Origin of the sequence: Ensifer sp. Root127, from assembly GCF_001425225.1 — a bacterium.
GTDB classification, from domain to species: domain Bacteria; phylum Pseudomonadota; class Alphaproteobacteria; order Rhizobiales; family Rhizobiaceae; genus Ensifer; species Ensifer canadensis.
On the sequence record NZ_LMDX01000034.1, the window covers coordinates 242,032 to 255,826 of the forward strand.

The 13,795-nt window shown below is 62.5% G+C and carries 16 protein-coding genes and 1 pseudogene; 12 read left to right on the forward strand and 5 right to left on the reverse strand.

Features of this window, described 5'->3' with window-relative positions; all coding sequences use genetic code 11:
• Window positions 1–111: 111 nt before the first annotated feature.
• The 8 genes from ASD03_RS28605 (at window position 112) to ASD03_RS40190 (ending at window position 6,219) form a co-directional block, all read left to right on the forward strand.
• Window positions 112–717, forward strand: coding sequence for a glutathione S-transferase family protein (locus tag ASD03_RS28605; RefSeq protein WP_057217697.1), 606 nt, complete (start codon window positions 112–114; stop codon window positions 715–717).
• A complete protein-coding gene (locus ASD03_RS28610; protein WP_057217722.1) occupies window positions 710–1,246 on the forward strand; it encodes a dihydrofolate reductase in 537 nt (178 codons plus the stop codon). Before ASD03_RS28605 ends, ASD03_RS28610 begins: the two co-directional genes overlap by 8 nt.
• 253 nt (window positions 1,247–1,499) lie before the next feature.
• Entirely contained in the window at window positions 1,500–2,597 is a 1,098-nt protein-coding gene (gene hflK / locus ASD03_RS28615; protein ID WP_025427672.1) for an FtsH protease activity modulator HflK, read from the forward strand.
• Window positions 2,594–3,517 (forward strand): protease modulator HflC, encoded by a 924-nt coding sequence (locus ASD03_RS28620; protein ID WP_025427671.1) that lies wholly within the window; start codon window positions 2,594–2,596, stop codon window positions 3,515–3,517. The genes hflK and ASD03_RS28620 overlap by 4 nt, the downstream gene beginning before the upstream one ends.
• Before the next feature lie 7 nt (window positions 3,518–3,524).
• Window positions 3,525–3,710, forward strand: a complete 186-nt coding sequence (locus tag ASD03_RS28625; RefSeq protein WP_025427670.1) for a DUF2065 domain-containing protein — start codon at window positions 3,525–3,527, stop codon at window positions 3,708–3,710.
• Between the two features lie 5 nt (window positions 3,711–3,715).
• Window positions 3,716–4,102, forward strand: a complete 387-nt coding sequence (locus tag ASD03_RS28630; RefSeq protein WP_025427669.1) for an ACT domain-containing protein — start codon at window positions 3,716–3,718, stop codon at window positions 4,100–4,102.
• Between the two features lie 397 nt (window positions 4,103–4,499).
• Window positions 4,500–6,008, forward strand: a complete 1,509-nt coding sequence (locus ASD03_RS28635; protein ID WP_057217699.1) for a DegQ family serine endoprotease — start codon at window positions 4,500–4,502, stop codon at window positions 6,006–6,008.
• A 40-nt stretch (window positions 6,009–6,048) separates the two neighbouring features.
• Window positions 6,049–6,219 carry a hypothetical protein gene (locus tag ASD03_RS40190; RefSeq protein ID WP_156408090.1) on the forward strand — a complete coding sequence of 57 codons (171 nt, stop codon included), beginning with the start codon at window positions 6,049–6,051 and terminating at the stop codon, window positions 6,217–6,219.
• A gap of 118 nt (window positions 6,220–6,337) precedes the next feature.
• Here the strand turns inward: ASD03_RS40190 and ASD03_RS41185 are convergent, their stop codons facing one another.
• Entirely contained in the window at window positions 6,338–6,466 is a 129-nt protein-coding gene (locus tag ASD03_RS41185; protein WP_255569857.1) for a hypothetical protein, read from the reverse strand.
• A 94-nt stretch (window positions 6,467–6,560) separates the two neighbouring features.
• Here ASD03_RS41185 and ASD03_RS28640 point away from each other — a divergent pair, with 94 nt between their 5' ends.
• Window positions 6,561–7,463 (forward strand): LysR substrate-binding domain-containing protein, encoded by a 903-nt coding sequence (locus ASD03_RS28640; RefSeq protein WP_025427667.1) that lies wholly within the window; start codon window positions 6,561–6,563, stop codon window positions 7,461–7,463.
• 272 nt (window positions 7,464–7,735) lie between these two features.
• Here the strand turns inward: ASD03_RS28640 and ASD03_RS28645 are convergent, their stop codons facing one another.
• A complete protein-coding gene (locus ASD03_RS28645; RefSeq protein ID WP_025427666.1) occupies window positions 7,736–8,311 on the reverse strand; it encodes a GNAT family N-acetyltransferase in 576 nt (191 codons plus the stop codon).
• Complete coding sequence (gene serB / locus ASD03_RS28650; RefSeq protein WP_057217701.1) at window positions 8,308–9,195, reverse strand: phosphoserine phosphatase SerB; 888 nt, start codon at window positions 9,193–9,195, stop codon at window positions 8,308–8,310. The genes ASD03_RS28645 and serB overlap by 4 nt, the downstream gene beginning before the upstream one ends.
• Between serB and miaA the strand changes: the two genes are divergently transcribed.
• On the forward strand, window positions 9,194–10,105 hold the full coding sequence (miaA, locus tag ASD03_RS28655; RefSeq protein ID WP_025427664.1) for a tRNA (adenosine(37)-N6)-dimethylallyltransferase MiaA: 912 nt from the start codon (window positions 9,194–9,196) through the stop codon (window positions 10,103–10,105). The genes serB and miaA overlap by 2 nt on opposite strands.
• A 166-nt stretch (window positions 10,106–10,271) precedes the next feature.
• On the opposite strand, the pseudogene ASD03_RS28660 reads toward miaA, so the two are convergent.
• Window positions 10,272–11,414: pseudogene (locus tag ASD03_RS28660) on the reverse strand (sulfatase-like hydrolase/transferase); the annotation flags it as partial.
• A gap of 186 nt (window positions 11,415–11,600) precedes the next feature.
• Between ASD03_RS28660 and ASD03_RS28665 the strand changes: the two are divergent.
• Together ASD03_RS28665 and cax are read left to right on the forward strand one after the other, a co-directional pair.
• Complete coding sequence (locus ASD03_RS28665) at window positions 11,601–11,942, forward strand: potassium channel family protein (protein ID WP_025427662.1); 342 nt, start codon at window positions 11,601–11,603, stop codon at window positions 11,940–11,942.
• 61 nt (window positions 11,943–12,003) lie between these two features.
• A complete protein-coding gene (cax, locus tag ASD03_RS28670) occupies window positions 12,004–13,104 on the forward strand; it encodes a calcium/proton exchanger (RefSeq protein WP_057211147.1) in 1,101 nt (366 codons plus the stop codon).
• 29 nt (window positions 13,105–13,133) lie between these two features.
• On the opposite strand, the gene ASD03_RS28675 is transcribed toward cax, so the two are convergent.
• Window positions 13,134–13,535 (reverse strand): VOC family protein, encoded by a 402-nt coding sequence (locus ASD03_RS28675; protein ID WP_025427660.1) that lies wholly within the window; start codon window positions 13,533–13,535, stop codon window positions 13,134–13,136.
• Window positions 13,536–13,795 lie beyond the last annotated feature (260 nt).

The following is a 13,795-nucleotide window of genomic DNA, read 5'->3' on the forward strand; positions in this document are numbered from 1 at the left end:
GGCATTCGCGTAACGGCGGCAGACCGGGAGGGTTTGCCGTTTCTTACGGAGTTCAGATGTTACAGCGGCCTTTGCGCATCATGTTCGGCGAGGCGCTGTCGGGAGGTTTCGATGCTGACGCTCGTCCACGCACCCTTGTCGCGCTCGTCGCGTATCGTCTGGCTGCTCGAGGAGATCGGCGCGGAATACGAGATCCGCTATGTCTCGATCCGCCGCTGGGATGGCACCGGCGCACCCGACGACAACAATCCGCATCCGCACAAGCAGGTGCCGGCGCTCTTGCACAAGGGTGCGCTGATCTGGGAATCGGCGGCCGTGGTACAATATCTCACCGACCTTCACCCCGAATGCAGTCTCGGCCGGGCGCCCGGCCATCCCGAGCGCGGCGCCTATCTCTCCTGGCTTGCCTATTATGCCGGCGTGATCGAGCCGACGGCGCTGGCCCACATCACCGGCGCGACGATCAACAATCCGGCGCAGGCGCGGCTCTACAGCGAAATGTGCGCCCATGTGATCGACGTGCTCAACCGACAGACCTATCTGCTCGGCGCGACGATGAGCGGCGCCGACCTGCTTTTGGCCAGCGCACTGCAATGGATGCGCAAGATCCTGCCCGAGAGTGAGGTCGTCGACCGCTATATCCGGGTGGTCACGGACCGGGCAGCCTATGTCAGGGCAAGTGAAATCGACAGCAAACCGAATGGGTTCCATGACTGATACCAGCACCAACGAGCCGAAAATCTCCATCGTCGTCGCGGTTGCCGCCAACGGCGTCATCGGCCGCGACGGCGATCTGCCGTGGCGGCTTTCCACCGATCTCAAGCGCTTCAAGGCGCTGACGATCGGCAAGCCCGTGATCATGGGGCGCAAGACCTGGGCCTCGATCGGACGTCCGCTGCCCGGCCGAGCGAACATCGTCATCAGCCGCAACGCAGATTTTACTGCTGAGGGCGCGACCGTCGCGCATTCGCTGGAGGAGGCGCTGGGCGCAGCGCGGCGCGAAGCGTCGGCATCAGGGGCAGACGAGATCTGCGTTATTGGCGGCGGCGAGATCTACCGGCAATCGATCGGCGTCGCCGATATCCTGCACATCACAGAGGTTCAGGCGGAAGTCGAAGGCGATACTCGCTTTCCGGATATCGACCCTGACGTTTTCGACAAGGTGTTCGAAGAGGACCTGCCGCAGGGCGAGAAAGACAGCCATGCCATGCATTTCGTGACGTGGCGGCGCCGGGCCACGCGCTAATGCATGCCTCCTAAAATCGGCATCGATCTAAGGAGAAAGTTATGCAGCGAGTTTGAAGCGCTGTCCTTGGCGCGTCATGTTTGGCGCGCCGCGCGTAATGGGCCATTCGTCAACTATTTTGAACCATTTACGGTGAACTCTGGCGTATCGCGTTGAAAGCGGTGCATGTCATACCTATAACGGGTTCACATCGTGGACGTCCGTGCATTCGCGCGGCAGTTCAGCGTGAGCAGTATTCAAAAGAGAGGTTTTGATGCCCTGGAGCAATCAGAATGGCGGCGGCGGCCCTTGGGGCGGCGGCGGCGGCGGAGGCAATCAGGGGCCATGGGGCCAGGGGCCGAACCGGCCGCGTGGCGGCGGCAAGGGCGGACCGCCGGATCTCGAAGAGATCATTCGCCGTGGCCAGGATCAGCTGAAGAACGTCGTTCCCGGCGGTTTCAACGGCGGCATCTTCGCCATCGTCGGCCTGCTGATCGTCGGCTTCATCCTGATCAACTCGATCTACACCGTCCAGCCGGATGAACGCGGCGTCGAAATGCGCTTCGGCAAGCCGAAGGACGAGATCTCGATGCCGGGCCTGCACTATCACTTCTGGCCGCTCGAAACCGTCGAGTTCGTCAAGATCACCGAGCAGCAGCAGAACATCGGCGGCCGCAACAGCGGTCAGTCCAATGCCGGCCTGATGCTCACCGGCGACCAGAACATCGTCAACGTTCAGTTCTCGGTGCTGTTCTCGGTCACGGATCCGAAGGCCTACCTCTTCAACGTCGAAAATCCGGCTGACACGCTGCAGCAGGTCGCCGAAAGCGCGATGCGCGAAGTGGTCGGCCGTCGTCCGGCCCAGGACATTTTCCGCGATAACCGTCAGGCGATCGCCGCCGACGTGAAGAGCACGATCCAGGCAACGATGGACAGCTACGGCGCCGGCGTTTCCGTCAACACCGTGGCGATCGAGGATGCGGCCCCGCCGCGCGAAGTCGCCGATGCGTTCGACGAAGTGCAGCGTGCCGAGCAGGACGAAGACCGCTTCGTCGAAGAAGCCAACCAGTACGCCAACCAGATCCTCGGCAAGGCCCGCGGTCAGGGCGCGCAGATCCGCGAAGAGGCAGCCGCCTACAAGGGCCGCGTCGTCAAGGAAGCGCAAGGTGAGGCCCAGCGCTTCATCTCTGTTTATGACGAATATTCAAAGGCGCCTGATGTAACCCGCAAGCGTCTCTATCTCGAAACGATGCAAGGCGTTCTCGGCAAGTCGAAGAAGGTCATCATCGACGAGAAGAACGGGCAGGGCGTCGTGCCCTATCTGCCGCTGAATGAAATCGGTCGGCCGGCACAGTCGGGAGGCGCACAGTGATCAACAATCGTACTTCAATCATCCTGATCCTGCTCGCCGTCGTCCTGGTCGGTCTCTATTCGTCGATCTTCGTGGTCAACGAACGCCAGCAGGCGATCGTCGTTCGCTTCGGTCAGATCCAGGACGTCAAGACCCAGCCGGGCCTCTACTTCAAGCTGCCCTTCGCCTTCATGGATGCCGATCGCGTGCAGTATGTCGAAGACCAGGCCCTGCGCTTCGATCTCGACAACATCCGCGTCCAGGTTTCGGGCGGCAAGTTCTATGAAGTCGACGCCTTCGTCATCTACAAGATCGCCGATCCCCGTCGCTTCCGCGAAACCGTTTCGGGCGACCGCGATTCTGCCGAGGCACGTCTGCGCACCCGTCTCGACGCATCGCTGCGTCGCGTCTACGGTCTGCGTGGCTTCGAGGCAGCGCTGTCCGACGAGCGTGCATCGATGATGCGCGAAGTTCGCGCCGACCTCAAAACCGATGCCGAATCGCTCGGCCTCAACATCGAGGACGTTCGCATCCGTCGCACAGACCTTACGCAGGAAGTCTCGCAGCAGACCTTCGACCGCATGAAGGCCGAGCGTCTGGCGGAAGCCGAACTGATCCGTGCCCGCGGTAACGAAGCCGGCCAGCGTCGCCGCGCCATCGCCGACCGTCAGGTCGTCGAGATCGTCGCCGACGCCCAGCGCGAATCGGAAATCCTGCGCGGTGAAGGCGAAGCCGAACGGACGAAGACCTTTGCCGACGCATTTGCGCGCGATCCGAAGTTCTTCGAATTCTACCGTTCGATGACCGCCTATACGGAGTCCATCGGTAGCTCGGACACGACGCTCGTGCTGTCGCCGCATTCGGAGTTCTTCCGTTATTTCAATGACTCGGAAGGCAAAGCACCGGCTGCGACAGAGACGCAACCGGCGACCGGGAACTAAGCGGACAATGTCCGACTTTCTGACCGGGATTGCTTTTTTCCTGATCATCGAGGGGCTGGTGTACGCACTGGCCCCTTTGGTTTTAGTGGAATTGGCGAAGCGTTTGCCGTATGTCCCGGAGCATCAGCTTCGACTGGCCGGGGTATTTTCCGTTGCCGCCGGTGTCGGACTTGTCTGGTTGCTTCGAGGATAATGCGAATGCCACATAAACTGCTGATCCGGCTGGTCGATGCCGAATATGCGATCACCCGTCTCAATGTCGGTTCCCAGATGCCGGAATGGCTGCCGGGGCCGGGTTTCTGGACCGTGTCCAGCTCGCGAGAGGAAATGACCCTCGTCTGTCGCGCCGCGCGCGTCCCTTCCAGCACCCAGAGTTCGCTCGGCTGGCGCTGCTTCCGTATCGAACAGCATTTCAGCGTCGACGTGCCCGGCGTGCTTTCTTCCGTGCTCAGGCCGCTGTCGGCCGCGGGCATCGGCGTCTTTGCCAATTCGACCTTCAGCACCGACTATATCTTCGTGCCGGGCTCCGATCTCGACAAAGCGGTGCAGGCGCTGAAAGAGCACGGGCACGAGATCACCATCTGATCTACTGCATAATTCCTTAAATCGGATTCGATTTAAGGAGAAATTATGCAGTGAGCCTGAAGTGCTACAGCGTCCTTAGCGCGTCATATTTGACGCGCGGCGCTGTAGGCTCCGTATCCGCACTTTCGAGCGGATCAGAAAATCGTGTCTGGACGCTTCTGAATTCCGCCGTATCTTCACTGGAAGATCGGGTGCAACGTGATCCCCGGATCGCGTCGCTGTCACCGGCTGCATAAGTCTTCCGATCGGGATCGATCGTGGGATAAATTATGCGGCAAATCAAAGTCGCTGCAGCGACCCTTGCTCTTTGTCGGGCGCATGGGGCTGCAGAGCATCGCATGACGCGGCTACCTTCAAGGGCGCCGCACCGCCGAGACAATGTGAGGAGCTCCGCGAATTGTCCACTCGATCGAAATCCTTCGGCGCTCTGGCGCTGGCCGCCACGCTGCTTCTGTCCAATGCGGCCATGGCGCAGACGGCCGCCGTTCGCCCGCCGAGCAATGGCCCCGCATCCGTCGCCGACCTTGCGGCCGGCCTGCTTGATGCGGTCGTGAACATTTCGACGTCCCAGCGCGTCAAGAACGACGACGATGCGCCGACGCCGCAGGTGCCGGAGGGCTCGCCCTATCAGGACTTCTTCGACGAGTTCTTCAAGGGGCAGGGCGACAAGGGCGGCAACCGCCAGCGCACCGTCAATTCGCTCGGCTCCGGCTTCGTCATCGATCCCGCCGGCGTCATCGTCACCAACAATCACGTGATCGAGGGTGCCGACGATATCGAAGTGATCTTCGCCAATGGCAGCAAGCTGAAGGCCAAGCTCGTCGGTAAGGATACCAAGACCGACCTCGCGGTGCTCAAGGTCGAGCCGAAGACGCCGCTGAAGGCAGTACCCTTCGGCGATTCCCGCAAGATGCGGATCGGCGATTGGGTCATGGCGATCGGCAACCCGTTCGGCTTTGGCGGCTCTGTCTCCGTCGGCATCATCTCGGCGCGCGGCCGGAACATCAATGCCGGCCCCTACGACAATTTCATCCAAACGGACGCCGCCATCAACCGCGGCAACTCGGGCGGCCCGCTGTTCAACATGCAGGGCGAGGTGATCGGCATCAACACGGCGATCATTTCGCCGACGGGCGGCTCGATCGGTATCGGCTTCTCGGTTCCGACCGAGCTTGCCGCCAATGTCGTGCTGCAGCTGAAGGATTTCGGCGAGACGCGGCGCGGCTGGCTTGGCGTGCGCATCCAGCCGGTGACGGACGATATCGCTGAAAGCCTGAAGATGGCCTCGCCGCGCGGCGCTCTGGTCTCGGGCATTATCGAGGGCGGGCCGATCGCCAAGGGCGAGATCAAGGCCGGCGACGTCATCATCAAGTTCGATGGCAAGGACGTCTCCGAGATGCGCGACCTGCCGCGGGCGGTCGCCGAAAGTGCCGTCGGCAAGGCCGTCGACGTGGTGATCATCCGCGACGGCAAGGAGCAGACGGTCAAGGTCACGCTCGGACGGCTCGAGGATGGCGAGGGCATCGCCAATGCCGCGGTAACCACCAATGAAGAAGGCGGCGAGGACAAGAAGACGGATCAGCCGCCGGCAGCCGAGCTGCCCGCCACCGACACGGTGCTCGGCATGAAGCTGACCACGCTCAATGCCGAAAGCCGCAAGAAGTTCGGCATTGCCGACGATGTCGAAGGCGTGGTGATCGCCGAGGTCCAGGCAGGCTCTGCCGCCGCCGAGCGGCGGGTGGAGCCGGGTGACGTTATCGTCGAGGTCGGCCAGGAAGCGATGGATACGCCTGACGACGTCTCCGAGCGCGTTGAAGAGCTGAAGTCCGACGGCCGGCGCAATGCGCTGCTGATGCTTTCCAACAAGACCGGCGAATTGCGCTTCGTCACCGTGCGCATGGAATAGGACGGCGTGGCGCGATGGCCTTTTCCTGAATCCTTTCAGGATGATCGCGCCGTTCTCTCCCGGCTTGATTCCGATCCCTGAGATTTCGATTCAAGGCGGTGTCTTCCTTGAACCGGCAGCGGTCGAAGCTCAGTATTATGCGGTGGCGCTTCGGGCGATCTACAGCGTCGCGCGTCTTATTGGACGCGCAAAGGTCGCTGTCGCACTTTGAATTGCTGCATGTTTGGTAGGTCCTGTCTTACGTCCGGCACTGTGGTGACGGGCGGTGGCCGCTGTCTTGGAGGTACCGCCTGCAGCGCCGTTGGGGAAAGCGGTGCGGCGGCCCCCCCTCAGTCTTTGGCGCAGGGCACGCCGTGGCTGGCGGTCCGTTCCGGTCGGGTGCGGTGTATGTCGTGCCGCAGGGGCTGAAAGGTCATCAGGCGCAGCGCGTCGATCAGGGTCTCGAGGATGGCGTACATGGCCGGATCCTCCTTTCTGGTTCCTCATTTCAACGCACTTGTCGCAAAGGCTCAAACGAGTTTACAGTTGTCTTCGGATGACTTGAGGTTATGCATGAAGCGCGGCCGTCTGCCCCTGACAGCGTTGCGGAGTTTCGAGGCTGCGGGCCGGCTCGAAAGCTTCACGCTGGCTGCCGGCGAGCTTTTCGTTTCCCAAGCCGCAATCAGCCGACAGATCCGCGAGCTGGAAAACCTCATCGGCCGGCCGCTGTTTGAGCGGCGCCACCGCAGCGTCAGCCTGACGGTCGAGGGCCGGTCGCTGCTTTCGGTGCTGACCTCCGCCTTCGACATGGTGGGAGACAGCCTGGAGGCGCTCTCCGGGCACAAGCCTGGCCATACGCTGAGGGTCAGTGCCGAACCGTCCCTTACCGGCTGCTGGCTGGTTCCGCATCTGGCGGAGTTCCAGAGCGAGCATCCCGAGATCGACCTGTTGATCGACGCCGACCCGCGGCTTGTGGAGTTTCGCAGCGGGGACGCTGATATCGCCATGCGTCACAGCTTGAAGCTCTCCTCCTGGCCGCGCGTCGAGGCGCGACGGCTTGCGCAGGTGGAGATGATCCCGGTGATCGCGCCGGAGCTTGCCCGGTCCGGCAGGCCCTTGTTGATGCCTGTCGATCTCATGCAGCATGCGCTCCTGCACGAGGACAATCGCGAAGCATGGCAGCAATGGTTCACTGCTGCCGGGGCGGGACCGGTTCGCATCGAGCGGGGCGCGATCTTTACCGATGGCGCCATGGTGCTGCAGGCGGCGTTGCGCGGCAACGGCGTCGGGTTGGTCGATCGCGACCATGTGCGCGACGAGCTTGCGGCCGGGCGCCTGCTGCAGCCGTTCGATGTCTCGGTGCCCTATGGCGCCTTCTTTCTCGTGGCGCGGCGGTTCGACGCTTTGTCAGAGGCGGCGCAGGCGTTCGTCACTTGGGTCGAACGGAGTTATCCGGGGGCAGGGCGCGGGGGGTGACGTCTCGGATGGCGTTGCGAGATGTTCCGGGTGGGTCGCCCCTCATCCGCCTGCTGGCACCTTCTCGCCGCCTGCGGGGAGCAGGCTCGGATGTGACCGGACTGACAACGCGCAAACGTTGCGGATTGGCGAAGAGGGTTCGGCTTGCGCATCTCTCCCCGCTGGCGGGGAGAGATGTCCGGCAGGACAGTGAGGGGCAAGCGCAGCGTCATGAACTGCAAGCGGCTGACGGATGAACCCGCAAGCCGCCGTTTACCGGCGCCGCGGCGCTTTCACGCCACGTCCTTCGCCCGCTGTGCCTGCCATTCCGCCCGGGTGATTGCGTAGAGCACGTGGCGAACGAGCTGCGGTTTGTCGGCGGGGATGCGCGGGTGGTTGAAGTCGCGTGCGGGGTCGCGGTGCATTCCAAGGCGCGCCATCACCGCCGTCGAGCGGGTGTTGTCGGGGACGGCGAAGGAGACGATTTCGCGAAGGCCTTTTTCGTCGAAGCCGTAGCGCAGGAGGTCGGACGCTGCCTCGGTGATATAGCCCTTGCCCCAGAAGGGGGCGGCGAGCCGCCAGCCGATCTCGACGGTGCCTTTCGGCAGGTGGGGCTCGAGGTCGGTATAGGCGAGGCCGCAGAAGCCGATCGGCCGGTCGTCTTTTTTCAGCGCGACAGCGAAGAAGCCGAGCCCCGTTTCGGCGATGCCCTGGCCGACGCGGTCGAACAGCGCGTCGGTTTCCTCCCGGTTGCGGCGATGGGGGAAGAACGCCATCACCTCGGCATCATTGTTGATCTCGAAGAAGAGATCGCGGTCGGCCTCCTTCCAGGCGCGGATGCGCAGGCGTTCGGTCTCGGAAACGATCATCTGACGAAATCGGTCTTTCGATAGCCCTGCAGATAGAGAAGGGCCGTGAGGTCGCCATGGTCGATGCGGACCTTCGCCTGTTCGGCGACCACGGGCTTGGCGTGCAGCGCAACGCCGGTGCCGGCGAGCTGCAGCATGCCGAGATCGTTGGCGCCGTCGCCGACGGCAAGCGCCTCGTCGGTCGAAATGCCGAGGCGGCCGGCAATGTCGATGAGCGCATCGACCTTGGCCTGTTTGCCGAGGATCGGTTCGGCGACCTCGCCGGTCAGCGTGCCGTCCTTCTCGATCAGCGTATTGGCGCGGTTTTCCTGGAAGCCGAGCATGTCGGCGACCGGGCCGGTAAACACGGTGAAGCCGCCGGAGATGAGGGCGGTGTAGTGGCCCTTCGCCTTCATCGTGGCGATCAGCTCAGGGCCGCCCGGCGTCAGCGTGATGCGCCTGGCGATGACATCGCCTACGACGCTCGAAGGCAGGCCCTTCAGCAGCGCGACGCGCTCGATCAGCGCCGGCTCGAAGGCGATCTCGCCGTTCATGGCGCGGGCGGTGATGGCGGCAACCTTGTCCTTGAGGCCGACTTCGGCGGCAAGTTCGTCGATGCATTCCTGGCCGATCATGGTGGAGTCCATGTCGGCGATCAGAAGCTTCTTGCGCCTGGTGTCGGCGTCCTGGACGGCGACATCGACAGGCGTTCCGTTCAGCGCGCCGCGCAGCGCCGCCTCGGCGGCAAAGGGGTCCGTGCCGTCGGTGAGCGCCAGGTCGCAGGCGACGCCGTCGGCGAGCCAGTAGAGACCGGATGCCCTAACGGCGTCAGCGGCGGCTTCCGCGAGCGCTGGCGTCAGAACAGGATTTGACGGATTGGCGATAAGCGTGGCAACGAGAGCCATGGACAACAACCTTGAAACCGATACGGACGCGATCCTGATAACCGGGCCGACCGCCAGCGGCAAGTCCGCGCTTGCGGTCGAATTGGCGCGCCGGCATGACGGCGTGGTCATCAACGCCGACAGCATGCAGGTCTATGACACTTTGCGGGTGCTGACCGCGCGCCCTGACGAGGCCGATATGGGTGGCGTCGAACACCGTCTCTACGGCCATATGCCTGCCGGTCAGGCCTATTCGACCGGGGCGTGGCTGCGCGAGGCGCAAGCGCTCGTCGCCACGCTGCGCAAGACCGGCCGGTTGCCGGTCTTCGTCGGCGGCACCGGGCTCTACTTCAAGGCGTTGACCGGCGGGCTTGCCGACATGCCCGAAATTCCGGCCGCCATTCGCGAGCGGCTGCGCGAGCGGCTGATGCAAGAGGGGCCGGATGGGCTGCATGCCGAGCTTGCCGCGCGCGACCCGCAGACGGCAGAGACGCTGAAGCCCGGCGACGGCCAGCGTATCGTGCGCGCGCTCGAAGTGGTGGAGGCGACCGGCCAGTCGATCCGCCTCTACCAGCAGAAGAGCGGCCCTGAGATCATCGATCCGCAACGGGCGCGAAAGCTTGTCGTGCTGCCGGATCGCAAGGTGCTGCACGATCGCATCAACCGCCGCTTCGGTATGATGCTCTCCGGTGGGGCGATCGACGAGGTGCGTGCGCTCTTGGCGCTGAACCTCGATCCGGCCATGCCCGTGATGAAGGCGATCGGCGTCAGCCAGATTGCCGCGCTCCTGCGCGGCGAGATCGATGAGGCCGAGGTGATCGAGACCGGCGCCGCCGCAACCCGGCAATATGCCAAGCGGCAGATGACCTGGTTTCGCAACCAGCTCGACGACAGCTGGCAGCGCATCGAGAATGCTGCCGAGGCTATTTGAGTTCCGGCGGGCGATCGCACCACCGGATAACGATGTGTAAAATTCAGACTTGCAGGACAAAGCCGCCATTCTCGGCGGCTTTGTCGTTTGGTGCGGAAGTGTCGTGGTCAAGACGCGCCGCGGTCGACGGCGCGGCTATGCGGGCGACCACCTTCGGGATAGGTGATCAGTTGCCTGTTGGCATCGGGATACTAAAACCGTCCTTTGACAACTCATCGCGTAGCCACTGGAATTGTTGGTATTTCGAGATCTCGATCGGACCGGAGTAGCTCGCGCTCTGCAGCTTGCGCGGCGGATACTTTACATAGGTTTCCATCAGCTGTTTGATCGCGTCGCCGATGGTGACCATCGTCCAGGTGCGCTCCGTGTAGTTGTTCATGAAGATGTCGTAGCGCTCCTGCGGGTCCTGCCAAAGATCGAAGACCTGCGGGACCGTTGCGACATATTTGGATGCGCCCTTCCAGCCAAGGTTCGAATCGACCGCCAGTCCTCCCGTCGACTGACCGTCGTCGCCGCGCAAATTGAACACCGCCTTGTAATTGCCGACGCGGGCAGCGCCGGGCGAAAGTTCGTTCTCGGTGAAGTAGAACCAGGACGTGCGTTCCGACTTGCCCGTACCGAGCAGGATCGGCGACATGTCATAGCTGTCGAAGATGGTCGGCTGGCCCTCGCGGTCCTTATCCGGCAGGGCGACGCCGGCGACGGAGGCGAAAGTCGCCATCAGATCAAGCCCGCCGACGATATCGTGGTTCTTGCTGTTTGGCTTGACCTTGCCCGGCCAGACAGCGATGGCGGGAACGCGATTGCCGCCTTCGCGAACGGTACCTTTGGTGCCGCGGAATGGCGTGTAACCGGCGTCGGGGTACACGTCCTGCCAGGCGCCGTTATCGGTGGTGTAGAACACGAGGGTATTTCTGTCCAAGCCGGTTTCATGGAGTTTGTCCATGATGCGGCCAATGCGGGTGTCCAGTTCCACGATGCTGTCGGCATACTTCGATTTCGACATCGACTTATGCTCGAACTCCGGTGCAGGCAGGTTCGGCTGGTGCACCTTCATGAAGTTGACGCTGATAAAGAATGGCTTGTCGGATTTGGATGCGTCGTCGAGGAAGCCAACGGCGGCCTTCTCGACGTAGCTATCAAAGAACGGAATACCGACAACACCCGGTGCACCGTTGATCGTCGGCGTATCGACGTACTGGCCGTTGATCTTGAACTCTTCCACGGCTTTTTCACCCGCTTTGCCTGACAGAGCGCCTTTGGTCACTTTCTGGAACATCGCCCGCAGCTTCGGATCCATGTCGGGGAACCGCAAAATCCGCTCGATGGCAGCCGACCTACCTCGTTACCGTTACAGAGTTGACATTTCTCCACATTAGATCACCCTAAATTGTAATCTGGACTGCAGGGGTAATCTGGTCGTCGGCATTATCTGGAAATGTCTTTCAGGCGGCCATCATGGGGATGGCGGCTTTCGTTTCTCGGGCAGGGTCCGATGGGTACTAAGCGCACAAGACGGATCTTCTTCATCGAGTTCTATCGCCAGCTTGGCGTTGTCTGGCCAATCCTGTCCGGCATGCTTGGCATCATGCTCGGGTGCGGCCTGTTGATCGGGCGAATAGAGGAATGGCGGATGATGGACACGCTGTATTTCACCTTCGTGACCGGTCTTACCATCGGCTACGGCGATCTGGTGCCGAGCCACTTGTCTTCGCGCGTGCTGGCCTTGCTTATCGGTCTTACGGGGATTGTGCTCACCGGCCTCGTGGCAGCCGTCAGTGTCCAGGCGCTGAGGACTACGGCCGATGATAGCAACGGGCGAGATTCGCCAGACTGAGCCTTGTTTGCTGTCGCCGGCCGCATTCCGGTCGAGAAGCCTCGATGCATTTGGGGGTCTCATGAGCCAGCTTTGGCACGAAATTCGGCACACTCCGCTCCTCTGGCTCCTGGTCCTGGGGCCGTTGGTGCTGGTGGCGCATAGTGCCGCACCCGATGCGCACACGCTGCTTTTCCTGCTTTCGGTCTTGGCGATCATTCCGTTGGCAACTTTGTTGAGCCATGCCACCGAAGCCGTCGCCGCCAGGACGGGCGACACGGTCGGCAGCCTTCTCAACGCAACACTCGGCAATCTGACCGAGCTTATCATTGCGCTGGCCGCCTTGCGGCTTGGTCAGTACACGCTGGTGAAGGCCTCATTGGCCGGCGCCATCGTCTGCAACACGCTTTTCATGCTGGGCGCTTCATTCCTGCTCGGCGGCCTGAAATACCACGTTCAGGACTACAATCGCGTCGGCGCCCGCCTGCAGACGAGCATGCTTTTCCTGGCAACGATCGCCCTTATCGTTCCGTCGGCAATGGCCGAGGCCGATAGTCTCGCAGCGGCACCGGACTTCATGCAGGAGTTGAGCTTCGGTCTGGCGATCGTTCTGATCATCGCATACGGGTTGGGCTTGTTCTTCTCCCTGAAAAGCCATCGCGAATTCTTCGGCAGCGTCGAGCATGCTGCCACCTCGGACGATGCTCCCTGGCCGTTGAGTGTTGCGCTTGCGACGTTGGCCGCCGTGACGGTCATGGTCGCCCTAGTCAGCGAAGTCTTCGTGGAATCGGTGCAGCAGGCGGCCGAGACGTTCGGAATGACGCCGGCATTCGTCGGGTTTATCGTCGTGGCACTGGTGGGGGCGGCGGCCGAAATGGCGTCGGCATTTTCCGGCGCTCGCAAAAACCGGCTGGACCTGAGCGTCGGCATTGCGCTCGGTAGTGCTGCCCAGATTGCCCTTTTCGTTGCTCCCGTTCTCGTGCTTTTGAGCTACGTCATCGGGCCGACGCCGATGGACCTGCAGTTCTGGCCGGGTGCGGTCACCATGGTGCTGCTCTCCACCATGACGGCCTTCATCGTCACGACCAGCGGCCGGGCCGCGTGGTTCGTAGGCGTGCTGATGCTCATGGTCTATGTGATCTTCGCCATGACGCTGTATCTGCTGCCGCCCAAGCTCTTGTGAGCTCGCACGCAGGCAAAGGACCCAGCTGTTCAGGGCAGGTTGATCTGCCAGGAAACGCCGAAGCGATCGTTGACCCAGGTGAAACGCCGGCTGAAGCCGTAATCCTCCGGTGGCATCAGTATCTTGCCGTCCTCAGCAAGAGCGGTGGAAAGACGAGTGAGTTCTTCCTCGCTGTCGCAATCGATGAAAAAGGAGAAGGACGGGGTGAAATCGAAGGCGTGGCTGACCGGGCTGTCGATGCATTTCACCGTCTGGCCGCCAAGGCGGAAGGCTGCCACCTTGACGCTGCCTTCGGCACCCTGTTCGCCAGGGCCATAGCGCTCGATCGACAGGATCTCGGCATCGGGAAACAGCGAGACGTAGAGCGCCATCGCGGTCTCGGCCCTGTTGCTGCCTTGGAACATCAGGAAAGGGGTGACGGCTGCTACCATGTCTGCCTCCTGCGTCGAATGTTTTGGCCGCACGCCGCGGCGCTGTTTTGATGTCGGCTTGGCCCCGTACTGGAGAACGGCCAGGTCGGCCCTGCGGTTCCCGCTCCTTTGACGCGCCCGTGCCTTTGCTGGCGCGAACGCGGGCGCACTTTTGCCGCACGCGGCGGGGGCGCACAAGTCTGTCCGATCTGCTGATGTCCGGTGGGGAGGGTGAAAACGCCTTGAGGGGCCGGCGCGAGCCGAAGCCTGCCGAGGCGCAC